16 protein-coding genes and 2 pseudogenes are annotated in these 22,020 nt (G+C 63.9%); 10 read left to right on the top strand and 8 right to left on the bottom strand.

Annotated elements, in window-relative coordinates; all coding sequences use genetic code 11:
- Positions 1–32: 32 nt before the first annotated feature.
- Positions 33–332 carry a DUF4148 domain-containing protein gene (locus FAZ95_RS33970; RefSeq protein WP_137336769.1) on the bottom strand — a complete coding sequence of 100 codons (300 nt, stop codon included), beginning with the start codon at positions 330–332 and terminating at the stop codon, positions 33–35.
- 244 nt (positions 333–576) lie between these two features.
- A complete protein-coding gene (locus FAZ95_RS33965; protein ID WP_137336768.1) occupies positions 577–1,581 on the bottom strand; it encodes a LysR family transcriptional regulator in 1,005 nt (334 codons plus the stop codon).
- Positions 1,582–1,751: 170 nt separating this feature from the next.
- Here FAZ95_RS33965 and FAZ95_RS33960 point away from each other — a divergent pair, with 170 nt between their 5' ends.
- The 4 genes from FAZ95_RS33960 to FAZ95_RS33945 all read left to right on the top strand — a co-directional run bounded on the left by FAZ95_RS33960 (position 1,752) and on the right by FAZ95_RS33945 (position 8,711).
- Positions 1,752–2,594 (top strand): alpha/beta hydrolase, encoded by an 843-nt coding sequence (locus tag FAZ95_RS33960; RefSeq protein ID WP_137336767.1) that lies wholly within the window; start codon positions 1,752–1,754, stop codon positions 2,592–2,594.
- A 39-nt stretch (positions 2,595–2,633) separates the two neighbouring features.
- The gene (locus FAZ95_RS33955) at positions 2,634–3,884 is read left to right on the top strand and encodes an efflux RND transporter periplasmic adaptor subunit (RefSeq protein WP_437437759.1); all 1,251 of its coding nucleotides are present in this window, start codon (positions 2,634–2,636) and stop codon (positions 3,882–3,884) included.
- 82 nt (positions 3,885–3,966) lie between these two features.
- Complete coding sequence (locus tag FAZ95_RS33950; RefSeq protein WP_137336765.1) at positions 3,967–7,149, top strand: efflux RND transporter permease subunit; 3,183 nt, start codon at positions 3,967–3,969, stop codon at positions 7,147–7,149.
- Positions 7,150–7,160: 11 nt separating this feature from the next.
- Complete coding sequence (locus FAZ95_RS33945) at positions 7,161–8,711, top strand: efflux transporter outer membrane subunit (RefSeq protein ID WP_137336764.1); 1,551 nt, start codon at positions 7,161–7,163, stop codon at positions 8,709–8,711.
- Here FAZ95_RS33945 and tssE read toward each other — a convergent pair.
- The gene (gene tssE / locus FAZ95_RS33940; protein WP_137336763.1) at positions 8,696–9,121 is read right to left on the bottom strand and encodes a type VI secretion system baseplate subunit TssE; all 426 of its coding nucleotides are present in this window, start codon (positions 9,119–9,121) and stop codon (positions 8,696–8,698) included. The genes FAZ95_RS33945 and tssE overlap by 16 nt on opposite strands.
- A gap of 15 nt (positions 9,122–9,136) precedes the next feature.
- Positions 9,137–9,877, bottom strand: a pseudogene (locus tag FAZ95_RS33935) (AAA family ATPase); the annotation flags it as partial.
- Here FAZ95_RS33935 and FAZ95_RS33930 point away from each other — a divergent pair.
- The 5 genes and pseudogenes from FAZ95_RS33930 to FAZ95_RS33910 form a co-directional block, all read left to right on the top strand.
- Positions 9,873–10,277: pseudogene (locus FAZ95_RS33930) on the top strand (type VI secretion system baseplate subunit TssF); the annotation flags it as partial. The pseudogenes FAZ95_RS33935 and FAZ95_RS33930 sit on opposite strands and share 5 nt — an antisense overlap.
- The gene (tssG, locus tag FAZ95_RS33925; RefSeq protein WP_137336762.1) at positions 10,274–11,464 is read left to right on the top strand and encodes a type VI secretion system baseplate subunit TssG; all 1,191 of its coding nucleotides are present in this window, start codon (positions 10,274–10,276) and stop codon (positions 11,462–11,464) included. The pseudogene FAZ95_RS33930 and the gene tssG, both read left to right, overlap by 4 nt.
- 13 nt (positions 11,465–11,477) lie before the next feature.
- Positions 11,478–12,008 (top strand): type VI secretion system lipoprotein TssJ, encoded by a 531-nt coding sequence (tssJ, locus tag FAZ95_RS33920; protein ID WP_137336761.1) that lies wholly within the window; start codon positions 11,478–11,480, stop codon positions 12,006–12,008.
- Between the two features lie 332 nt (positions 12,009–12,340).
- Entirely contained in the window at positions 12,341–13,741 is a 1,401-nt protein-coding gene (locus FAZ95_RS33915) for a purine-cytosine permease family protein (RefSeq protein WP_137336760.1), read from the top strand.
- A 47-nt stretch (positions 13,742–13,788) separates the two neighbouring features.
- Entirely contained in the window at positions 13,789–15,060 is a 1,272-nt protein-coding gene (locus FAZ95_RS33910) for an MFS transporter (RefSeq protein ID WP_137336759.1), read from the top strand.
- 73 nt (positions 15,061–15,133) lie between these two features.
- On the opposite strand, the gene flhC is transcribed toward FAZ95_RS33910, so the two are convergent.
- Both flhC and flhD read right to left on the bottom strand, forming a co-directional pair.
- Positions 15,134–15,805, bottom strand: coding sequence for a flagellar transcriptional regulator FlhC (gene flhC / locus FAZ95_RS33905; RefSeq protein WP_137336758.1), 672 nt, complete (start codon positions 15,803–15,805; stop codon positions 15,134–15,136).
- A gap of 10 nt (positions 15,806–15,815) precedes the next feature.
- Positions 15,816–16,136 (bottom strand): flagellar transcriptional regulator FlhD, encoded by a 321-nt coding sequence (gene flhD / locus FAZ95_RS33900; protein WP_137336757.1) that lies wholly within the window; start codon positions 16,134–16,136, stop codon positions 15,816–15,818.
- A gap of 546 nt (positions 16,137–16,682) precedes the next feature.
- On the opposite strand from flhD, the gene FAZ95_RS33895 reads away from it, so the two are divergent.
- The gene (locus FAZ95_RS33895; RefSeq protein WP_254700081.1) at positions 16,683–17,642 is read left to right on the top strand and encodes a tyrosine-protein phosphatase; all 960 of its coding nucleotides are present in this window, start codon (positions 16,683–16,685) and stop codon (positions 17,640–17,642) included.
- A gap of 35 nt (positions 17,643–17,677) precedes the next feature.
- Here FAZ95_RS33895 and FAZ95_RS33890 read toward each other — a convergent pair whose 3' ends face one another.
- Together FAZ95_RS33890 and FAZ95_RS33885 are read right to left on the bottom strand one after the other, a co-directional pair.
- Entirely contained in the window at positions 17,678–21,109 is a 3,432-nt protein-coding gene (locus FAZ95_RS33890) for an alpha/beta fold hydrolase (protein WP_137336756.1), read from the bottom strand.
- Between the two features lie 110 nt (positions 21,110–21,219).
- Complete coding sequence (locus FAZ95_RS33885) at positions 21,220–22,008, bottom strand: hypothetical protein (protein ID WP_137336755.1); 789 nt, start codon at positions 22,006–22,008, stop codon at positions 21,220–21,222.
- Between the last annotated feature and the right edge of the window lie 12 nt (positions 22,009–22,020).

Here is a 22,020-nt window from a genome sequence, read left to right as displayed (position 1 = left end):
ATTGAACATGATGGGCTCCTTGATCCGTTCGCTTAGCGACCAGCGCGCGCAAGACGCAGCGAGTCGCCGTTTTCCTGCAGCGCGACGCGTTCCGCTTGCGTCTGTCCTTGCAGGCTCAGGTTCGGATAGCTTTGTTTGTTCATCGACGGCAGCGAGCCGTCGCGCTCCGCTTGCACGACTTCGCTCTTCACTTCCGCACGCGTCTTCGTGCTCGTGCCGACCCACGAGTAGTCGTTATACGAGCCGGCGTGTCCGATGCCGCCGCCTTGAGCGAACGCCGCCGTGCTGGCCAGCAGCGAAAGTGCAAGACCGGCAATGAGTTGGCGCTTCATGATGAGACTCCCGTCGATTGATCCAATGGAGCGCTGACGATCAGCGCCGCGACGGAGTGAAATGTAGGGGGAGCGCGCGTTCCGATAAATGGGAAATCGGCGAAATGATTTTTTGCCGACGGCGAACAATGCGTTCGCGGCTTGAAGACCTTATTTGAAACGCGGGATTGGGATTGTCAGCACGTCTTTAGCGCGTTGAAGTTCGGCAACGCACTAAAGACGTGCAACAACATCAGACAGAAGCTCACGCGAGCCATTCGGAAATCACGGGCGTATCGAGCGCCGGCGCGTTTTCCAGTTCTTCGAACGTGCGCTTGCTGCAGGTCTTTTCGAGGCTCTGCCGGCCGCTCAGCAACGGGCAGCGGTCGAACACCTCGGCGATCCAGTCGACGAATACCCGCACTTTCGGCGACAAGTGCCGGCTATGCGGATACACCACCGAGATCGGCATCGGCAGCGGTTTCCAGTCGGGCAGCACTTCCTTCAGCGCGCCGCTGCGCATGTGCGGCAGCACCATGAAGCGGGCCAGCTGGATCAGGCCGAAGCCTTCGAGTGCGCAGGTCAAGTAGGCGTCGGCGTCGTTGACGGAGACCAGCCCGTTCATCTTGACTTCGACTTCCTTGCCGTCGACGAGGAACGCCCAATCGATCACGCGCCCCGTGCGGCTAGAAAAATAATTGACCGCGCGGTGCTGGCTCAAATCATCGAGCGTCATCGGCTCGCCCATCCGCTCGAGATAGCTCGGCGCCGCGCACGTCACGCCTTCGAACAAGCCGATGCGGCGGGCGACGAGCGACGAATCCTGCAAAGCGCCCACCCGAATCACGCAGTCGACGCCTTCCTGCAGCAAGTCGACAGGCCGGTCCGACAAGCCGAGCTGCAAATCGATGTCCGGGTATTTCGTATGAAATTCGCACAGCGCCGGAATCACGAGGGTTCGGCCGATCGAGCCCGGCATGTCGATGCGCAGCTTGCCGTGCGGTTTCTTATTGCCGTTCTGGAGCGACGTTTCGGTCTCTTCGACATCCGCGAGAATGCGCACGCAGCGCTCGTAATAAGCGGCGCCGTCCGGCGTGAGGCTCAAGCGGCGCGTCGTGCGATGCATTAAGCGCACGCCGAGAAATGCCTCGAGATTCTGAATAATCGTCGTGACCGATGCGCGCGGCAGGTCCAGCGTTTCCGCGGCCTTGGTAAAGCTATTCGTGTCGACGACACGAGTGAACACTTGCATGGCCTGAAGCCGGTCCATCGCAACCTCCAGCGGAATGGCTCGCCCCATCCGGGTGCCTGACGGCAGACAGATGCGATCGATTGTTTGGGCGCACCGAATTGTGTTGCCGGATTATAGGCATTTATTCGCGAGCTTGCCGAACTCACAATTCGGGCCATTGTGAACTGTCGCGCTTTGCGCTTTTGGCTATGGAAGCTCTCGATACCCGTAATCCGTTCATTCCGCCGTTCACGTCCGTCGGGCGGACGTTGACGGTCACCGATGTGCAGATAGCGGGATATGAGAAGCACATTACGCTGCGCCTTTATCGTCCGGCAAATAAAACCGCGCTGCCGATAGTGCTTTATTTCCATGGCGGCGGTTTTGTACGCGGTTCGCTCGAGGAAGCCGATTTTGAAGCACGGTATTTATCGGAGCAATTAACGGCGCTCGTCGTGTCCGTCGATTATTCGCTCGCGCCGAAACATCCGTTTCCGGCGGCGCCCGAAGACGCCTACCGCGCGGCGCGCTGGATCGAAAGCAAGGCGCGCACCTATGGCGGCAATCCGAAGCGGATCGGCGTGGCCGGGCATGACGCGGGCGGGCAGATCGCGAACTGCCTCGCGTTCATGGCGCGCGATCGCGGCGACGTCATCGTGCGGGCTCAAGCGCTGCTCGGTCCGATGCTCGATCCGAGCTTGACGCGCCTCGGCGATGCCGCGCGCTTGTCGTCCGACATCACCGCGAGCGAATGCGCGGCGTGCTATCGCGCGTACCTGCCGCAAGCGGCGCAGCGCATCCATCCGTATGCGGCGCCGCTCGAAGCGTCGCGGTTGGCGGGCTTGCCGGGCACGCTCATCGTGACCGCGCAAAACGACGTGCTGCATGTCGAGGCGGAGAAGTACGCAGGGAATTTGATCGGCGCTGGAGTGTTAACGCAGGTGATCCGTTTTCCTAGCGTCTCACACGCCGCGCTGGCTCAGCACACGCCCGCCTTGCAAGAAGTCGTCCGATTTTTTCAGTGTCGCTTAGACCCGCGTGCACTTCGCTAAAGATTCCTTTCGCCAAAATTTCAAGAACCGGAGGTCATTATGTCTCAGCGTTTTACTCGCTCACGCATCGCCATAGCCGCTACCGCAACGCTCGTCGTTGCCGCAATCGGTACGTTCGGCGCGATCCGCGTCAATGCCAGCGCGCCGGCTCATGCGGCGGCGTCCACGGCGCCGGAAGTCGATGTCGCCGACGTTTTGAATCGAACCGTCACCGACTGGCAATCGTATTCCGGCCGGATGGAAGCGATCGATCGCGTCGAAATCCGGCCGCTCGTGTCGGGCACGATCGTGTCCGTGAACTTCAAGGACGGCGCGCTCGTGAAGCAAGGCGACGTGCTGTTCGTGATCGACCCGCGTCCGTACCAGGCTGAAGTCGATCGCACGGCGGCCCAGGTCGCCGCCGCGCAGGCGCGCGTCGGCTACACGCAAACCGATTGGGAGCGCGCACAGCGCCTGATCACCGATAACGCCATTGCCAAGCGCGACTACGACCAGAAGCAGAACGACGCGCGCGAAGCGGCCGCGAACCTGAAGGCTGCGCAAGCCGCACTCGAAACCGCGCAGATCAATCTCGGCTATACGAAGATCGTCGCGCCGGTGTCGGGCCGCGTGTCGCGCGCCGAGATCACGCTCGGCAACATCGTCTCGGCAGGCGCAAGCTCGCCGCCGCTGACGACGCTCGTGTCCGTCTCGCCGATCTACGCCTCGTTCGACGTCGACGAGCAAACGTATCTGCAATACATCGGCAACGCGAGAAACGGCCACGACGTGCCCGTCCAGCTCGGCCTCGCGAACGAATCGGGCTACTCGCGCAGCGGCACGATCGCGTCGGTCGACAACCGGCTCGATACGTCGTCGGGCACGATCCGTGTGCGTGCGCGCTTCGACAACGCCGACGGCGCGCTCGTGCCGGGCCTCTACGCGCGGATCAAGGTCGGTGGCGGTGCGCCGCATCAGGCGCTGCTGGTGGACGACGTGGCGATCGGCACCGATCAGGACAAGAAGTATGTGCTGACAGTCGACGCAAACGGCCATGTGTCGTATCGCGAGGTCACGCTCGGCCAGCAGCAGGGCAACTTGCGCGTGATCACCGCGGGCCTGAAGGCGGGCGACCGGATCGTCGTCAACGGCTTGCAGCGCGTGCGTCCGGGTGCGGAGGTGCGCGTGCATATGGTGCCGATGACTGACGACAGCGATCCGAACGCAGCGGACGCTAACGCCAATGCGTCGAACGGTGCGAAGGGCGCGCCGCTGGCGCAACGTCCGGCATCGAAAGAGACGAACTCTTGAGCGTCAGGCGTCACGGTGCGGGCCAAGGCTACAAGGCTACGCACCGTGAGTCCGGTCACCGCTCAAACATTCAGAGTCACTCATGAACATATCCAAATTCTTTATCGATCGACCGATCTTTGCAGGGGTGCTATCGGTTCTGATCCTGCTGGCCGGCGTGATTTCGCTGTTCCAGCTGCCGATCTCGGAGTATCCCGAGGTCGTGCCGCCTTCGGTGGTCGTGCACGCGCAGTATCCGGGCGCGAACCCGAAGGTGATCGCCGAAACGGTGGCTTCTCCGCTCGAGGAGCAGATCAACGGCGTCGAGAACATGCTGTACATGCAGTCGCAAGCGAATAGCGACGGGAATCTCACGCTGACGGTCACGTTCAAGCTCGGCACCGATCCGGACAAGGCGCAGCAGCTCGTGCAGAACCGCGTGTCGCAAGCGCTGCCGCGCCTGCCCGACGACGTGCAGCGCCTCGGTGTCACGACGATCAAAAGCTCGCCGACGCTCACGATGGTCGTGCACTTGATCTCGCCGGACAACCGCTATGACATGACGTATCTGCGCAACTACGCGCTGATCAACGTGAAGGATCGTCTCGAGCGGATAGCCGGCGTGGGCGAAGTGCAGCTGTGGGGCTCGGGCGACTACGCGATGCGTGTCTGGCTCGATCCGCAGAAGGTGGCCGAGCACAACATGACGGCGACCGACGTGGTCAACGCGATCCGCGAACAGAACGTGCAAGTGGCGGCCGGTGTGATCGGCGGCTCGCCGTCGGGTCCGGACGTGCCGCTGCAACTGTCGGTGAACGCGCGCGGACGCCTGCAAACGGAAGAGCAGTTTCGCGACATCATCCTGAAGACTTCGCCCGACGGCGGCGTGACGTATCTGCGCGATGTCGCGCGCGTCGAACTGGCGGCATCGGAATACGGCCTGCGTTCGCTGCTCGACAACAAGCCGGCGGTGGCGCTCGCGATCAACCAGCAACCGGGCGCGAACTCGCTGCAGATCTCGGATCAAGTGCGCGAGGCGATGAAGGACTTGAAGCAGGACTTCCCGGCGGGCGTCGACTACAAGATCGTCTATGACCCGACGCAGTTCGTGCGTTCGAGCATCCACGCCGTGATCCACACGCTGCTCGAAGCGATCGCGCTCGTCGTGATCGTGGTGATCGTGTTCCTGCAGACGTGGCGTGCATCGATTATTCCGCTCGTCGCGGTGCCGGTGTCGATCGTCGGTACGTTCTCGCTCTTGCTTGGCTTCGGGTTCTCGATCAACGCGCTATCGCTGTTCGGGATGGTGCTCGCGATCGGGATCGTGGTCGACGATGCGATCGTGGTGGTCGAGAACGTCGAGCGCAACATCTCGGAGGGCCTGAGCGCGCGGGAGGCGACTTACAAGGCGATGCGCGAAGTGAGCGGGCCGATCATCGCGATTGCGCTGACGCTCGTGGCCGTGTTCGTTCCGCTTGCCTTCATGAGCGGCCTGACGGGCGAGTTCTACAAGCAGTTCGCGATGACCATCGCGATCTCCACGGTGATCTCCGCGTTCAACTCGCTGACGCTTTCGCCGGCATTGTCCGCCTTGCTGTTGCGCGGCCACGATGAGCCCGCAGACTGGCTCACGCGTGCAATGAACAAAGTGTTCGGCGGCTTCTTCGCGCGGTTCAACCAGGTGTTCCATCGCGGTTCGGGCGCATACGGCAAGGGCGTGCGCGGCGTGCTGGGCCGCAAGGGGGCGATGCTCGGCATCTACGCGGTGCTGCTCGGCGCAACGGTGTTCGTCACCCACATCGTGCCCGGCGGCTTCGTGCCCGCGCAGGACAAGGAGTATCTGATCGCGTTCGCGCAGCTGCCTAACGGTGCATCGCTCGACCGTACCGAGAAGGTGATTCGCGACATGGGCGCCGTGGCGCTCAAGCAGCCGGGGGTCGAAAGCGCGGTGGCGTTCCCGGGCTTGTCGGTGAACGGCTTCACGAACAGCTCGAGCGCGGGCATCGTGTTCGTCACGCTCAAGCCGTTCGACGAACGCAAGGGCAAGGCATTGTCGGCAGGCGCGATTGCAGGGGCGCTCAATCAGCAGTATGCGGGCATGAAGGACGCGTTCATCGCCGTGTTCCCGCCGCCGCCGGTGCTCGGCCTCGGTACGCTCGGCGGCTTCAAGCTGCAGATCGAAGACCGCGGCGCGCTCGGCTACGCGCAGCTCGACGACGCGACGCAGGCGTTCATCAAGCGCGCGCAATCAGCGCCGGAACTCGGGCCGCTCTTTACGAGCTATCAGATCAACGTGCCGCAATTGAACGTCGATCTCGACCGCGTGAAGGCGAAGCAGCTCGGCGTGCCCGTGACGGACGTGTTCGACACGCTGCAGACCTATCTCGGCTCGCTGTACGTGAACGACTTCAACCGTTTCGGCCGCGTGTATCAGGTGCGCGTGCAAGCGGATGCGCCGTTCCGCGCCCACTCCGACGACATCCTGAACCTGAAGACGCGCAACGCCTCCGGTGACATGGTGCCGCTGTCGTCGCTCGTGAAGGTGACGCCGACGTTCGGCCCCGAGATGGTGGTGCGTTACAACGGCTACACGGCGGCGGACGTGAACGGCGGCCCGGCGCCCGGCTATTCGTCGGGCCAGGCGCAGGCGGCGATCGAACGGATCGCGCACGAAACGCTGCCGCGCGGCGTGAAGTTCGAATGGACCGACCTGACGTATCAGCAAGTGCTGGCCGGCAACTCGGCGATCTGGGTGTTCCCGATCAGCGTGCTGCTCGTGTTCCTCGTGCTCGCGGCGTTGTATGAAAGCCTGACGCTGCCGCTCGCGGTGATCCTGATCGTGCCGATGAGCGTGCTGTCCGCGCTGGCGGGCGTGTGGCTCACGCAAGGCGACAACAACATCTTCACGCAAATCGGCTTGATGGTGCTGGTGGGGCTCGCCTCGAAGAACGCGATTCTGATCGTGGAATTCGCACGTGAACTCGAACATGACGGACGCACGCCGCTTGCCGCGGCAATCGAAGCGAGCCGTCTGCGGCTGCGCCCGATCCTGATGACGTCGATCGCTTTCATCATGGGCGTGGTGCCGCTGGTGCTGTCGTCGGGCGCGGGTTCGGAGATGCGGCACGCGATGGGCATAGCCGTGTTCTTCGGGATGCTCGGTGTGACGCTGTTCGGTTTGATGCTGACGCCGGTGTTCTACGTGGTGCTGCGCACGCTGGCTGGCGGCAAGATCCACGTCGCACAGAAAGATTCGCCGCATGTCGGCGTGGCGGCTGCGGATTGAGGAAAAAAACAATGAAACGATTTGATTCTGTTACCGGGTGGACGCGCATGGCGCGCGGTGCGCTCCTGAGCGGATTGATGCTCAGCTTGCTCGCGGCCTGCGCGGTGGGGCCGAAGTACCAACGGCCAGACGTTCAGGCGCCGGCGGCCTTCAAGGAAGCGCCGGCCGCCAACGCGCAAAACGAGGGAACGTGGAAAGTCGCCGAGCCGGCCGATGACGCGCATCGCGGGCAATGGTGGACGATCTTCGGCGACGCGAAGCTCAACGATCTGGAACAGCAGGCGCTTGCCGCCAACCAGGATTTGAAGGCGGCGGCCGCACGCGTGCAGCAATCGCGCGCGCTGCTCGCATCGGCTCGCTCCGCTTGGTTCCCGCAGATCGATGCGGGCTTCGGCCCGACGCGCGAGCATGCGTCTCCGGCTTCGCAATTCCTGCCGCAGAATTCCGGAGGCGTGGCAACGACGCTATGGCGCGCCCAGACGACCGTCTCTTACGAGGCGGACTTGTTCGGCCGCGTGAGCTCGAATGTGGCGGCGTCGCGCGCCGATGCACAGCAGAGCGAAGCGCTGTTCCGTTCGGTGCAGCTCTCGCTGCAAGCGGATGTGGCGGCGAATTACTTCTCGCTGCGCGAGCTGGATACGGAGCAAGACCTGTATCGCCGCACGGTCGCCTTGCGTGAAGACGGCTTGCAGCTCGTCGAGCGGCGCTTCAAGGAAGGCGACATCAGCGAGCTCGATGTCGCGCAGGCGAGGAACTCGCTGGCGACCGCGCGTGCGGATGCGGTCGGCATTGCGCGGCAGCGCGCGGCGTCGGAGCATAGCCTCGCGATTCTGCTCGGGAAGGCGCCCGCCGATTTCTCGTTCCCGGAGACGCCGCTCGATCCGGTGACAGCGCGCGTGCCGCCGGGCTTGCCATCGGCGCTGCTCGAACGCCGCCCCGATGTCGCGGCAGCGGAGCGTGCGATGCAGGCAGCGAATGCGCGTATCGGTCTCGCGAAATCCGCGTATTTCCCGCAGCTCGATATCACGGGTGCGTTCGGCTTCGAGTCGGCGACCTTGGGCGATTTGTTCAAGTGGTCGAGCCGCGCGTTCCTGCTCGGGCCGATTGCCGGAACCGCATTGACGATGCCGCTGTTCGACGGCGGAAAGCGCAAGGCGGGTGTCCAGCAGGCCAATGCGCAGTACGACGAGAACGTCGCGCAGTATCGCCAGCAGGTGCTCATCGCGTTCCGCGAAGTCGAAGACAACCTTTCCGATCTGCGTTTGCTCGACGATCAGATTCACCAGCAGAACGAGGCGGTCGCGGCCTCGGAGCGGGCGTCGCATCTATCGGACACGCAGTACAAGGAAGGCGAGGTCGACTATCTCAACGTACTCGACGGCGAGCGCACGGTGCTGGTCTCGCAGGTTCAGGCGAGCCAGCTCAACGGCGCGCAGGCGGTGGCGACGGTCAATCTGATTCGCGCGCTGGGCGGCGGTTGGGGGGAGGTGAAGGCCGAAGACGTTGGCGCGGCCGATCCGGGTGGTGCCCACGAACGGTCGCCGAATTACCCGCGCTCCTGAACCCTGCGTTTCACCCACATGCGGCCGGGCGGCTCGAAGTACGTGCCGAAGCGCACGAGCCCGGCCTTCTTCAGATGGCACGTCATCTCGAAGCTCACGAGTACGCCCGGGTCGTCATTCTCGAGGATGTCGACGTCGATTGACCGGATGCGCGGCTCGTACTTCAGCAGGGTCGCTTCCATTTGCTGCTTGAGCATGTGTGCGGACGCCGGCAGTGCCTTGTAGATGTTCGTCAGGTCCGGCAGACCGTAGTCGGGCAGATGCTTGAGCGCCCCGGCTCGCGTGTTCAAGATGCGCTGCACGTTCTGCTGCACGCTCATGCACTCGAGCGTCCGGTCGTCGTAAGCGTCAAGCGGCTCGCCGCCGATCTGGCCGAGCAGCATGTCGTAGAGGGAGGGGCCTGCCTGCATGGTCCTCGTCTCCCGTTACACCGCGGCGGATGCCGGCTCGGCCGTGCCGGCCGCAACGTCGTCCCGCTCGACGAAATCGATCGTCAAGCTACCCTCGGCCGAGCTCGACAACACGATCTTCGCGGGCGCGGCACCGGCGGCCATGCGCGCGAGCAGTTCACAGGAGACCGTGGGCAGAATGCGCTGGTTGAGGAACGCATCGACGTTGCGTGCACCGGATTCGCGCGCAAGGCAAAGCGCCGCCATCGCGCCGATCAGCGAGTCGTCGCACGCCAGTTCGACGTCGTGCTGCCGGCGCAGGCGGCCGGCGATCTTCGACAGCTTGAGCCCCACGATCGATGCGAGCGCGGCGGCGTCGAGCGGCCGGTAGACGAGTGACTGGAAGCGCGCGAGCAGGGCCGGCTGGAAGTGCGCCACGAGCTGCGGGTGAATCGCCTCGAGCAGCGCCGCCTGCGAGATTTCCGGATGGTCGGCGGTGACCTCGTCGATCTGCGCACTGCCGAGATTGGAGGTCATCAGGATCACGCAATGGCGGAAGTCGATCTCCCGCCCTTCGCCGTCGCGCATCATGCCGCGATCGAACACCTGATAGAACATGTCGAGCACGTCGCGGTGAGCCTTTTCGACTTCATCGAGCAGCACCACGCTGTACGGACGCTGCCGTACCGCTTCGGTCAAGATGCCGCCGCGGCCGTAGCCGACATATCCTGGGGGCGACCCCTTCAGCTGCGAGACCGTGTGCGATTCCTGATACCCGCCGACGGAAGACCGTTTCCAATGGCGTGTGCTGTCGCATCTGGCGCCGAACTTCCTGTCGATGATGAACGCGGAAGTACTGAGCGGGGCGCTCGCACTCTACGACTGGACCAACGACGAACTGAACCGCCGACGGCTCGCGGGCATCCTGTGGGTGTCACAGGAGCTGATCGAGGAAGTGTCGGGCGGCTCGGTCGAGCGGGGCGCGCTGATCGAGGTGACGCTCGACAGTCACGCGTTCGCCGGCGAGGGCGACGTGATGCTGTTCGGCGAACTGCTGCACCGGTTCTTCGCGCTCTACGCCGACATCAACCTGTTCACGAAACTCACGATCATCAGCCTGCCCTCGCAGGCCCGGATCGAATGGCCGCGCAGCAAGGCTGAGCGAGCGCCGCTATGAGTTCACTCGCGCCGCAGGAAGTCCCCTTGTGCCCCGCAGGAAATCCCCCTGGGGGACGCCCCGCAGGAAGTGCCCTTGGGGCAGGGGACGAGCTGCCCAATCTCGACCCGCTGGTCGCGTCGCTGCTGGCGCGCGCGCCGCGGATGAACTTCATGCAGCTGTGCCGGCTGCTCGAAGTGCGTACGCCGGAGGTGCCAGGCTTCGGCACGCGCGATACGGCAGGGCATGAGCCCGTGCGGTTCCGGCCGCGCCCGCGCCTCGGCTTTCCGGCTGGCGAGATCGCCGCGATCGAGTTCGATGACGGGGCCGACACCTATGGACCCGATGCGCCGCCGACGGTACGCACGACGTTCATGGGCTTGTACGGCGTCGACGCGGCGATGCCCTCGCACATGATCGACGAGATCGTGCTGCGCGAAGAGGGCCACGAGGTGGTGGAAGCGTTTCTCGACCAGTTCAATCACCGCTACGTCACGCTGCTGTATCGAGCCTGGCGGAAGTACCGCTATCCGGAGCACTTCAGGCCCGGCGGCATCGACGGGCATTCGCGCAACCTGCTGTGTCTGGCGGGGTTCGGCTGGGGCGATAAGCCGAAGCGTGCGGGCTTGCCGGATTCGCGGATGTTGGCGCTGCTGGGGCTCCTGATTCAGCGCACCCGCACGCCGGAAGGATTGGCGGGTGTCGTGGCGTTGGCGATCCCGCGTGTCGGTGTGCGGGTCGACGAGTTCTGGCCCGTCGTGACGTCGACCGGTCGAGCGCGGCCGCTCACTTCGGCCGGTGACGCCGCGGGGATGCCGGAAAGCGGGAAGCGCGGCGGTCTGGGCGGCGGCTACGTGCTGGGCAAACGGATGGCGTATCGCAGCCGCGCGGTGCGCGTGACGCTGCAGCCCGCCGATGCGCAACAGGCGCACGGCCTGCTGCCCGGCGGGGCGCTGCATCGTGATCTGATGGCTTTCGTGCAGCTGTATGTCGGCGTCAAGGCCGACGTGCATCTGCGCATGGAAGTGTCGTCGCGGCTCGCGCCCCGGCCGGCAATCGGCCTGGCCGATACGGGCCCCGCGCCGCGCCTCGGCTGGACCACCGTGCTGCCCGCCGACGAAGAACGCCTGATCGACATCGCGCTCGGCGTCCATGAAGCGTTCCCTGCGCCAGGACCCAATCCATACCTGAGCCCACGACATGCATGACCGGAGAATATTGATGTCCTTCCGTTTCGCCATTCCAACTCTTGCATCCGTTCTGCTGCTGTCGGCCTGCGGCGCTTGGCAATCCGTCTCGGACGCCTCGTCGAGCGCGTATCACGCGGTGTTCTACAAGCAGGTCAAGGTGCTCAACGTCGATCTGTCCGCTCGGGGCGCATTGAATCCCGACGAAGCCGGTCGCGCGACGTCGGTCGCGGTACGCGTGTACCAGTTGAAGGATCGCAAGATGTTCGATGGCGCGTCCTACGAGGACTTGCTGAAGAACGACCGGACCGTGCTTGCCCAGGACCTGCAGACGAGCATGGCATCCGTGTTGAACCCGGGTGCGTCAGCGAGCCTTTCGCAACCGATGCAGGCCGACACGCAATACGTCGCGATCGTGGCGTTCTACCGCAACCCCGGCAATGGCGATGGCTGGAAGTACCTGATCGAGAAAAAGAAGCTCGACGCGGACAAGCCGTTGAAGCTCGAGCTGGTCGACCAGCTCTTGCTTGCCGGTGGCGCCGCCCCTGACAACACATCGCGGTAATGCGCGACTGCCCGGCCGTCATTCACGATCTTCAATTCCCCTCGGCTCTGCGCGGGCTCGATCGCTGAATAGGATAAATCTATTCGGTGAGAAGAAAATCCATTCTTTCAAATCTCTTTCTGTTGACCGAAGGTTGTACCGCCCGTCAGTTGCCGTGACTCGTGACGGTCATTGACGGCGGTCGTGCTCGTTCATATTTGCTTTCAGACGGTCACGGTTTCGCAGTTCAGGTAATCAGGAATCCTTCTTGACTCGGTGCGCTTGCATTCCCCAGGGGTTCGCTGCGCCGGCCTGCAAGCTGAAGCACATCACTACAGATACAAGGAGACGCCATGAGTCACGGAGAGAGACACTCCCATCTCGAGTCAAGCACGATACAACCGATCCCGCTGTCCCAAAGGCATGGCAGCGCACGGGATCTGTTCACGATCTGGTTCGGCTCGAACATCATGATGCTGACGATCGTCACCGGCTCGCTCGCCACGACGGTATTCAAACTGCCTTTCTGGTGGGCCGCGCTCGCCACGCTGGTCGGCAGCCTGATCGGCGCGGTGTTCATGGCGCTGCATTCCGCCCAGGGGCCTCAGCTCGGCGTTCCGCAGATGATCCAGACCCGCGGACAGTTCGGCTCCTTCGGATCGTTGCTGGTCGTCGCGCTCGTCGTGGTCATGTACGTCGGCTTCTTCGCGTCGAATTGCGTGTTCGGCGGCCAGGCGCTGCACAGTCTCAGCCCGGATGTGCCGCTCGATGCAGGCGTCGTGGTGATCGCGTTGATCAGCCTGCTTGGCTCGATCTACGGCTACAAGCTGATCCACGCGTATGCGCGGCTGCTGAGTTGGTGCTCCGGCAGCGTGCTCGTACTGGCGTTCGTCTGGATTTTCTTCGTGCACGGGCTGCCGGACGATACGTTCTCAAAGCACTCGCTCAACCTGCCCGGCTTTCTCGGCGCGATGTCGGTGGCGGCGCTCTGGCAGATCGCGTATGCGCCGTACGTTTCCGATTATTCGCGCTACCTGCCGCCCGATACGGGGCCGCGTACCGCGTTCTGGTCCAGCTACTGGGGATGCGTGCTCGGATCGTACTTTCCGATGCTGCTCGGCTGCCTGGTCGGTCTTGCCACGCCCGACGGCAACGTCGTGAACGGTCTCACGGAATTGACGCAGGGGATCAGCGTGCTGGTGATCGTCGTGTTGACGTTCGGCATCGCGTCCAGCAATGCGATGGAGCTGTATTGCGGCGCGCTGTCGAGCATCACCGTTCTCCAGACGCTGTTCCCGTCGTGGTCGGGCAAGGCTCGCGCCCGCGTCGTCACCGCGATCGTGCTGTGCGGTGCCTCGCTGGCGATCGCGCTGTTCGGTCAGGACAACTTCCTGGTCGGCTACACGAATTTCATTTTGCTGCTGCTGTACGTGCTCGTGCCGTGGACTGCCATCAACCTGGTCGACTACTACCTCGTCTGCCATGGCGATTACGACGTGGCGTCGTTCTTCCGTCAGGACGGCGGAATCTACGGGCGCTTCAACACGACCGCGGTCGTCTCGTACTTCATCGGAATCGCCGCGCAAGCCCCGTTCATGGCAACCGATATCTACACGGGCGAATTGGCGAACCGGCTCGGCGGCGCGGACATATCGTGGATTGTCGGTCTGTCGCTGACATCGCTGGTCTACTACGTCGGCTGCAAGCTGTCGTCACGGCAACTCGTCATGCGTCACGGCGGCGCTTCGGGCTGAGCCCGGGCCAGTGCGGCGATTGTCGATGCCCAGGGGGAGACAAGTTCATGAAGAAAATGCGTTGGATGGTCATCTTTCTTTGCTTTCTCGCGATCGCGATCAACTACATCGATCGCGCCAACATGGCCGTGGCCGCGCCGGACATCCAGAAGGCACTCGACATCGGCCCCGCGCAGATGGGCCTGCTGTTGAGCGGATTCTTCTGGACCTATGCGCTCATGCAGATGCCGTTCGGGTGGTTCGTCGATCGCGTCGGCGCGAGGATCGCGCTGCCGCTCGCGGTCGGCTGGTGGTCGCTGTTCACGGCGCTCACGGCGGGCGCGTCGAGCGTCGCCGCAATGTTCGGCTGCCGGCTGATGCTCGGCGTAGGCGAGGCCGGTGCGTATCCGTCATGTGCCAAGCTCGTCAGCCAGTGGTTTCGTCCGGAGCAGCGCGCGCTCGCGACGAGCCTCTTCGACAGCGGCTCGCGCGTCGGGTCCGCGGTGTCGATTCCGCTCATCGCGCTCATCGTCAGCACGATGGGCTGGAAGGCCGCGTTCGTGCTGACCGGCCTGCTTGGCGTGATCTGGGTGCTCGGCTGGCTTGTCGTCTACCGCAACCCGGACGAGGACGCGTCGGCGCACGCGGAAGCCCTCACCTCGAAGGACGCCGGCGGCGACGTCACATGGGCTTCGCTGTTCCGCCACCGCACGATGTGGGGGATGATGCTCGGCTTCTTCTGCCTGAACTTCGCGATCTACTTCTTCATCACGTGGTTCCCGAGCTACCTCGTCGAGACACGCGGCTTCTCGCTGAAGTCGCTCGGCACGCTCGGCATGATTCCGGCGCTGATGGCGATACCGTCCGGCTGGCTCGGCGGCTGGGTGTCGGACGCGATCTATCGCCGCGGCTGGAGCCTCACCGCGGCGCGCAAGACCTGCATGGTCGGCGGGATGCTGATGTCGTCGACGATCACGCTTTCCGCGTTCACGTCGAACACGTGGCTGATGCTCGCGTTCTTCGGCATCGCTTACGGCAGCCTCGCGTTCGCCGCGGCCAGCATCTGGGCGCTGCCGGGCGACGTCGCGCCGACGCCGCGTCACGTTGCGTCGATCGGCGGTATTCAGAACTTCGCGTCGAATCTCGCGGGCATTGTGATCACGACGTTCACCGGCCTGATGGTCCAGCTCACGAAGGGCTCGTTCACGGTGCCGCTCGTCGTTGCCGGCGCGTTCTGCCTGCTCGGTGCGTTCAGCTATCTCGTGATTGTCGGCCGCATCGAGCCTCTGTCGGCGAAGCCCCGGCGCGGCGCGTTGCCGGAGCCGTCGTTGTATCGGTGAACGCGAAAGAGGGGAGACGCTCGCCTGAGCACGATCCGGTCAGGCGAGCGTCGCTTGAAGCCGCTTGCGCGTCTCAGGCAGCGCAAGCCACCGCCGCTTGTCGTGGCGGCATAGGCTGCATTTGAGCGGCGATCGGCAGCGGCACAACGGTTGCCGCATCGTCTTCCACCGTCATCTCGACGATGGCCGGGATTTCGATCAGCTCGGCCGCTTCCTTGGCCGCAGCGGCTTTCTTCGTCTTGCCGGCGCGCGACGGCGGCTGGCATGCGCCGCACACGACGTTGTGCTGCAAGTCGTGCTTGTGCGCGACGAACTTGCCGCTGCAACGGCAGCAGCGCGTGAGCTGGAGCAGGTCGGCGTCGAAGAAGCGCACGAGTGTCCAGGCGCGCGTCAAGTCGAGCACGGCTTCCGCGCCGCTGTGCTTGCAATGCTCGAGATAGAGGCGGTAGCCCTTCGTCAGCGCGTCGAGATGCGAGCAGCGCGCTTCGTTCTTCAGGAACAGGTAAGTGTTATAGAAGAGCGACGCGTGAATGTTCGCGAGCCACGTCATGTACCAGTCGGCCGAGAACGGCAGCATGCCTTTCGGCGGCGACACGCCCTTGACCTCGCGGTACAGCCGGATCATGCGGTCGCGCGACAGCGTCAGTTCGCTCTCGAGCACTTGCATGCGTGCGCCAAGCTCGATCAGGGCAATGGCGCGGAAGACTTCTTGTGCGTCTTCCGAAAGACTCTTCTTCGTCGACACGACCGGCTCCTTATGCGAACTGTTCGGCCCGTTGGCCGGCAAGCAGGATGGCAGCGTGCGTCGGAGCGACATCCGCATGCTTCGCGGATTGCGTGAGCGCCGACAACATCGAGTGGTCGTTAAAACGGAAGAAGCAGAGAAGCTGGTCGGAAGAGGCCAACTTGACGATCTGCGCGAGCGACAGACTGGCAAGCAAATCGGCCAATTCCGACGATAGGCCCAGACGGAACATCCCGACTGGCTTATCCTCACGCAGCATGCGCTGCGCGAGCATGATGTACGACAAATTAATTTCGCGGATAGAATCCAGCGTCTCGCTGCTACGGTCCATTTTTCAGTTTTCCCGAAGCCCCGAATTTATATTTGCCCGGTAATTTATACCGTGTATTTGTGCCCCCGGTCGAGCGCTAACGTTTGCTCTTCCTTTTGTGTATCTTTGATACAGGGTGTTACAACTTGTAACAACCTGTGAGACGCATTGTATGCAGGCCATTTGGGGAAATCAATCCATTCCCAAATAAATGTCTCAAAAAAGATAACCGTGTATTTCGGTAAAACTGACACATTTCTGTAACAGGGAAAAATGACCGAAATTCGTCGGATTTTCGCAATGCAGCACGAAAATCACAATACCAATTAAATACAATTAGAAATGAAATTGAAAGATTAAAGCGAGCGTTTGGCGAGTTTTACCGGGCGGGCTTTTGTCAATCCTTTTTTATCCTTACCTATTCCTACGAAGCCCTACTGGTGACGCAAATCGTCGTTACAGTTGCGGTTGGCCGACTCGGCGCGCCTTCGTTACATTTGCGCGCCAATTTCGCACGCGATCCCGCCCCGACCACGATGCCTCGCCGTCCTCGACCCAATAGCCCGCATGGATTTCACCGCGAATGACCGTCCGCGTTCGATGCGCGCGCGCGTCCGCGCGCCATCGGGCTGTGCCGTAGATGCCGCACGAGAGGCGGCGGATGCGCGGCGTCGCGCGTTCCTGAAGCGCACGGCAGGGATGCTGCTGCTGCCGGCTTTCGGCAGTTCGCTGCTCACGGCGTGCGGCGGCGGTGGCGATTTCGATACCGATGCGGACGCGACGCCGCGTCTGGCGTCCGTCGACAATTTCCGCGACGTCGGCGGCGCGCCGGACGGCTATCCCACGGCCGACGGCCGGCGCGTAAAACGCGGCGTGTTCTATCGATCGAGCGTGCTGACGCTTTCGGCCGACGACAAGGCGACGCTCGGCACGTTGGGCATCGCGGCGGTCTACGATCTGCGCACACCGGGAGAAGTCTCCCGCACGCCCGACGTCCTGCCCACGGGCGCGGCTTACGCGACCGTCAATATCGATGGCACGAACGACGTCGTGACGTCCGTGCCCGCGAGCGCGGCCGACGCCGTGGCGATGATGCAAACCCTGAACCGCAACTTCGTGACCTCGGATTTCGAACGGGCTGCATACGGTGCGCTGCTAACGGATCTCGCGAGCGGAAGCGGCGCGCAGATTTTTCACAGCACGGCGGGCAAGGACCGCACGGGGTGGGCGGCGGCATTGCTGCTGAGCATCGCCAACGTGCCGCTCGATGTGATCGTGGCCGACTATCTGCTGACCAACACCTACTCGACGGCGTCGATCCAGGCCCGCGTCGATGCGATTCGCCAGCAAAGCGGCGACGATGCCGCCGCGAATGCCATGCCGCTTTTCAGCGCGCAATCGAGCTACCTGCAAGCCGGTTTCGATCAGGTGCAGCAGAGCTACGGGACCATGCCGGCCTATCTCACGCAAGGGCTCGGTCTCGCGCAATCGACCATCGATGCGCTGCGTGCGCGTCTCGTCGTTTGATTGCTTCTCAACGCAAGGCTCAACGCAAGGAGCCGCTACCTGGCATGGGCCGCCAGATGCCGCGTAATCGAGGGGTACACGTCCGTGGCCGCATCGCGCCCGAAGATGCAGTCGATATGGCCGTATCCGTCGATGGCCACGTGCTCATAGCGCTGATCGGGATAGGCGTCCTTGAGCATCGCGTAGGTCTTCAACGTGCTATCCGGCAGGTAACAGCGATTGAGCGCGCCATGAATGAACGTGATCGGCAGGTTCAATCCGCTCAAGTCGCGCAGATAGACATCCTCTCCATCCGCTCTCACGATGTGCCCCGCTCGCACCATCGCGGCGAGATGTTCGAAGAGCCGCATGTCGTGCACGCCGAACAGCTCCTGCAAGTTGTCGTGCAGCACTTCGTTGAGTTGCTCGTGCTCGTAGACCTGCCCGTACATGAACGTCGCGCGATGACAGACCGCGCTGCGGCAACCTTCTTCCACCGGATAAAGCCGCAGCGCTTCGTCGAGCAGGTTCGCCGGCCAGCTCGCATGCTTGGTTAGCGCGGTCAAGTCGGTGACGCCCAAGTGATCGAGCATCTCCGGCAAATGCAAGCCGGCCTTCACGCGCTGCAGCGGCTCGGGAATCAAATGCGCGGACACTTGCGACATCACGGCCGACCGGACGCGCGTGAGGCCGCTCAAGAGTGCCATCGTCAGTGTCACCGCGCCGAGGCAGTGAGCGATGACGTGGATCGAATCGGCGCCGCTCAACTCACAGACCTTCGCGACGGCGGCGGGGATATCGTAGGCGGCAATCGCGTCGGCCGTCGTTTGCTCGGCCGCGCTCGGCAGCGCGATGCTCACGCGCAGATCGACGAGCCACACGTCGTAGCCGCTTGCGCACAGATGCTCGACCAGATTGGTCTCGATCATGTCGGTCGTGAAGATGCCGCTCGATACGCCCGAACCATGAATCAGCAGCAACGGTCCCTTGTTTCCTGCGCAGTAGCGCGTGAGGCGCAGCGTCTTGCCGTCTTGCGTGCGCAAATAATGGGTAACCGGTGCGGGCGCATTTAAGCGGCGGCGCTCGCGCGGACGCGCGTCGGCCTCTGCGAATTGCAGCGGCGCCGCGATGCCGCCGTACTCGGTGAACAGCACGTCGGCGAAGAACTTGCCGAAACGCAGGGTCCACGCCAAGCGCATTTCGAGCGTCGGCGCGTTGGTGACGCCGAGTGTCGTTTGCTGCTTGAGCGAATTGCCGGCCGTGATGATGAGGGTGGCTTTGCCAAGCAAACGCGCGCCGTCGTCGGCGGATTCATGCACTTCGGCGTAGAGCGTGTTCGTCTGCTTCCACAGTTCGAGCGGCGAGCTGAACGTGATGATCTTGCGGCCGACGAAGTCATAGCGCTTGCCTTCGGCCGCGACGAGCGTCATCCGGTAGACCATGTTGCGTTGATCGACATGCGCCGGGTCGGTGACGAACAGGTTGAAGCGTCCGTTCGCGATCGTCATCGGTTCGCTCGACAGCGCCGCGCACGTCAGCGTGCCCACCATCGGCGCTTCGTGCTGCGGGTTCGCGAGCATGGTGGGAAGGTCGCCGGAGTCGACGGTGAGCGTGAAGCTCATCGGGCTCGATTGGGCGTCGCCAGGGGAGGCCGGCGCGAGGGACGTATAGGCGCCGACCATCGTTTCGGTGAAGCGCAGACCGATGCGCTCAGCGGGCGGCGCGGCGGCAGCGGCGCGCGGAGCGCCGGACGTGAGGACGCCCCGAGTGAAGTCGATCGCCCAGCCGTTGGACGCAGCCAGTTGCACGCAGTTGCGCTCGGCCAGCGCCGAAATCGTCAACAGCGGATTCACGCCGAGCGACAAAGGGATGACCGCGCCGTCCATCACGTAGAGGCCAGGGTGCATGCCGGTGCCTGCTTTGCCGCTGAACACGCGGCCGGCGTGATCGACGACCCCATGCTCGGCATCGTCCGCCATCGCGCAGCCGCCCAGTGGATGCACCGTAATGAGGCGGTCCTTGAAGAGCGGCGTATCGAGCGGGTCGTTGACGAAGGTGCCGCCGAGCGCGCGTGTCGCGTCTTCGAGCGTGTCGTTGATCGTCCGGTAGATCGGCTGCTCGCTCGCGCCGGGCCACGCGATGCGCGGGCGATCCTCGTGCAGTTCGATCCGGCCGGCGTCGTCGTCATGGGCCATCACGAGGTACGTTTGCGTGTTGCGCATCGCGCCGTAGTGCGGCCCGCGCAATGCCGAGAGCGCTTCGCGCGCGGCGGCGTCGAGCGCGTTGTTTTGCGCCGCGCCATCCGGAGTTCCGTCCTCGGGGGCAGCGACACCGTCCGCGGGCGCGGCGATGCCGAGCACGCCCAGCATCGCCGGGCCGATCGGCGCGGCGAGTGAGCCTTCTTCGATGACGAAGCCGTCCATCACGTCTTGAGTGTCGCGATGATCGATGATGCCGGTGATCACGGGGCCGACCGGTGCGCGTCTTGCGTCGTCGGCCGTCTCCCAGCCCACGCCGTTGATCTCGTGATTCGTGTTGAACGCGAAGGCGAGCACGTCGCCGTTGCCGGTGAAATGCGCGCCTAGCTGGTCCGATAGCGTGAGGCCGCGCTTCTCGCGCGAGCGCAACAGAATCGCGGTGGACCCGAGCGTGCCCGCCGACAGGATCACGTGGTCCGCCGTCGTCAACAAATCGGCGCCGTCGAAAATCTCCCGCCCGATATCGACCCACTGATAGTAGACGCGCCATTGCCGCGCGGCCTCGTCCCATTCGACCGAATCCACTGCCGCTTGCGTGAAGATCTGCGCGCCGTGCGCGACGGCGTCCGGCAGGTAGTTCATGTGCGTCGAGTTCTTCGCGCCGTAGTTGCAGCCGGAATTGCAGTTGCCGCACCCGATGCAGGCGCTTTGCTCGACGCCTGCCGCGTTGAGGCCGTCCTTGAACGTGACGGTGATCGGAGGACGGTAGAACGACGCGCTCATATCGAGCGCTTCCGCCGACCGTCCGAGCGCGTCGAGCTTCGGCAAGGGCGGAAAATCGGCGGGCCACGGCTGCGGCTGAAGCATCGCCAGCGCGCGGGCATAGCCGGCTTCGATGCCGCCTTGATCGGCGCGCAGCGCGGCAGGCCAGCGCGGATCGTCCCACAGGCGCGCGTCGGGGTGCAGCGCGACGTTCGCGTTGATCAGCGACGTGCCGCCGAGTCCGCAGCCGACCACCGCGTTGACTTCCGGGTTCACGTGCACTTCGATCAACGCGAGCGCCGACCCGAGCCGCCGGTCGTCGAGGTTGTACTGGACCTCGCCGACGCCCTCCGCGGCATGCACCGGAAAGTCGCCCGCCATGAATTCGCGCCCGCGCTCGAGCACGCAGACGCGGCGCCGCGCGCGCGCCATGCGGCTTGCGGCGATGGCGCCGCCATAGCCGGAGCCGACGACGATCACGTCGTAATGCGGCTCCAACGCCTCCATAGGACTCGACAGGCGGTTCATGCGGCCACCTCGCTAGCTAGTTGGAAGGAGAGGGGACGTGCGGGGGCTTCTTTATCTTAGGCGGTGAATCGCGCTTATCCAGTGCCTTATCCGGCGCCGTATCCAGTGCATCAGGCCGCCGCCTCGTTCACCCAGCACTCGCTCGCCTCGACTGCCAGCAGATTCAGCGCGACCAGAATGGCCTCGCGATTCTCGACATGAATCTCGATGCCGAGCGCGTCGACCAGCCAGCGTCCGATCTTCGTATTGGAAAAATCGTCGGCCTGGGCCGTCTTTTTCATGGTGACGCCGAGCTTCACTGCGCGGTAGTGATACGACGGCACGCGATGCTGCGCCGCGATGCGCGAAAGCCCGCCCTTCGTTTCGGAGCCCCAGCCGAGGCTGCCCGCGAGCACCACCTGCTCGGGCGCGTCGAGGCCGGCGATGAACCTGCGCGCGGCGGCGCGCACGCGGGCTTCGTCGAGGCCGTATTGCGTCAGCACGCCGTCGACGGGGTCTTCGAGCGCGCGCGCGTGCGAGTCGATTTCCTGTTCGATGCCTTCGATTTCCATCGAGACGTTGCGCTGATGGCTCGCGCTGCGCAGACAGTCGATCAGATAGCGGCGGAAGTACGCGCAGATCGCGTAGCGCGTGGACGGCGCGCTGTCGGGGCGCGCGTGCGATTCGGCGTGGCCGGGTTCGAGCCGGAGCACCTTCGCGAAGATGAACTGCGCGACGAGCTCCTCCTTGTCCTCGGCGAGCGCATGCAGCTCGAGCGGATGGTAGCCGCGCAGCGCACTTCGCACGAGCTCGCACATCGACACCATCTCGTCGTCGGACAGCCGGCTGCGGCGGCGCCAGAGGTCCGGAAGGATCGCGTTGTCGCTGCGTGCAAAGTCGTGGCCGATCAGTGCGCCCATTTTGAAGCCTCC

It is taken from the genome of Trinickia violacea, assembly GCF_005280735.1.
Classification (GTDB): Bacteria; Pseudomonadota; Gammaproteobacteria; order Burkholderiales; family Burkholderiaceae; genus Trinickia_A; species Trinickia_A violacea.
The sequence above is the reverse complement of the archived record's forward strand: the minus strand, read 5'-3'. Positions and strand labels throughout refer to the sequence as shown.

Excerpts from the sequence above, each read along its gene's own strand:
- FAZ95_RS33970 (WP_137336769.1), bottom strand. The coding sequence starts at position 332 with ATGAAGCGCCAACTCATTGCCGGTCTTGCACTTTCGCTGCTGGCCAGC.
- FAZ95_RS33965 (WP_137336768.1), bottom strand. The coding sequence starts at position 1,581 with ATGGACCGGCTTCAGGCCATGCAAGTGTTCACTCGTGTCGTCGACACG.
- FAZ95_RS33960 (WP_137336767.1), top strand. The coding sequence starts at position 1,752 with ATGGAAGCTCTCGATACCCGTAATCCGTTCATTCCGCCGTTCACGTCC.
- FAZ95_RS33955 (WP_437437759.1), top strand. The coding sequence starts at position 2,634 with ATGTCTCAGCGTTTTACTCGCTCACGCATCGCCATAGCCGCTACCGCA.
- FAZ95_RS33950 (WP_137336765.1), top strand. The coding sequence starts at position 3,967 with ATGAACATATCCAAATTCTTTATCGATCGACCGATCTTTGCAGGGGTG.
- FAZ95_RS33945 (WP_137336764.1), top strand. The coding sequence starts at position 7,161 with ATGAAACGATTTGATTCTGTTACCGGGTGGACGCGCATGGCGCGCGGT.
- tssE (WP_137336763.1), bottom strand. The coding sequence starts at position 9,121 with ATGCAGGCAGGCCCCTCCCTCTACGACATGCTGCTCGGCCAGATCGGC.
- tssG (WP_137336762.1), top strand. The coding sequence starts at position 10,274 with ATGAGTTCACTCGCGCCGCAGGAAGTCCCCTTGTGCCCCGCAGGAAAT.
- tssJ (WP_137336761.1), top strand. The coding sequence starts at position 11,478 with ATGTCCTTCCGTTTCGCCATTCCAACTCTTGCATCCGTTCTGCTGCTG.
- FAZ95_RS33915 (WP_137336760.1), top strand. The coding sequence starts at position 12,341 with ATGAGTCACGGAGAGAGACACTCCCATCTCGAGTCAAGCACGATACAA.
- FAZ95_RS33910 (WP_137336759.1), top strand. The coding sequence starts at position 13,789 with ATGAAGAAAATGCGTTGGATGGTCATCTTTCTTTGCTTTCTCGCGATC.
- flhD (WP_137336757.1), bottom strand. The coding sequence starts at position 16,136 with ATGGACCGTAGCAGCGAGACGCTGGATTCTATCCGCGAAATTAATTTG.
- FAZ95_RS33895 (WP_254700081.1), top strand. The coding sequence starts at position 16,683 with ATGGATTTCACCGCGAATGACCGTCCGCGTTCGATGCGCGCGCGCGTC.
- FAZ95_RS33890 (WP_137336756.1), bottom strand. The coding sequence starts at position 21,109 with ATGAACCGCCTGTCGAGTCCTATGGAGGCGTTGGAGCCGCATTACGAC.
- FAZ95_RS33885 (WP_137336755.1), bottom strand. The coding sequence starts at position 22,008 with ATGGGCGCACTGATCGGCCACGACTTTGCACGCAGCGACAACGCGATC.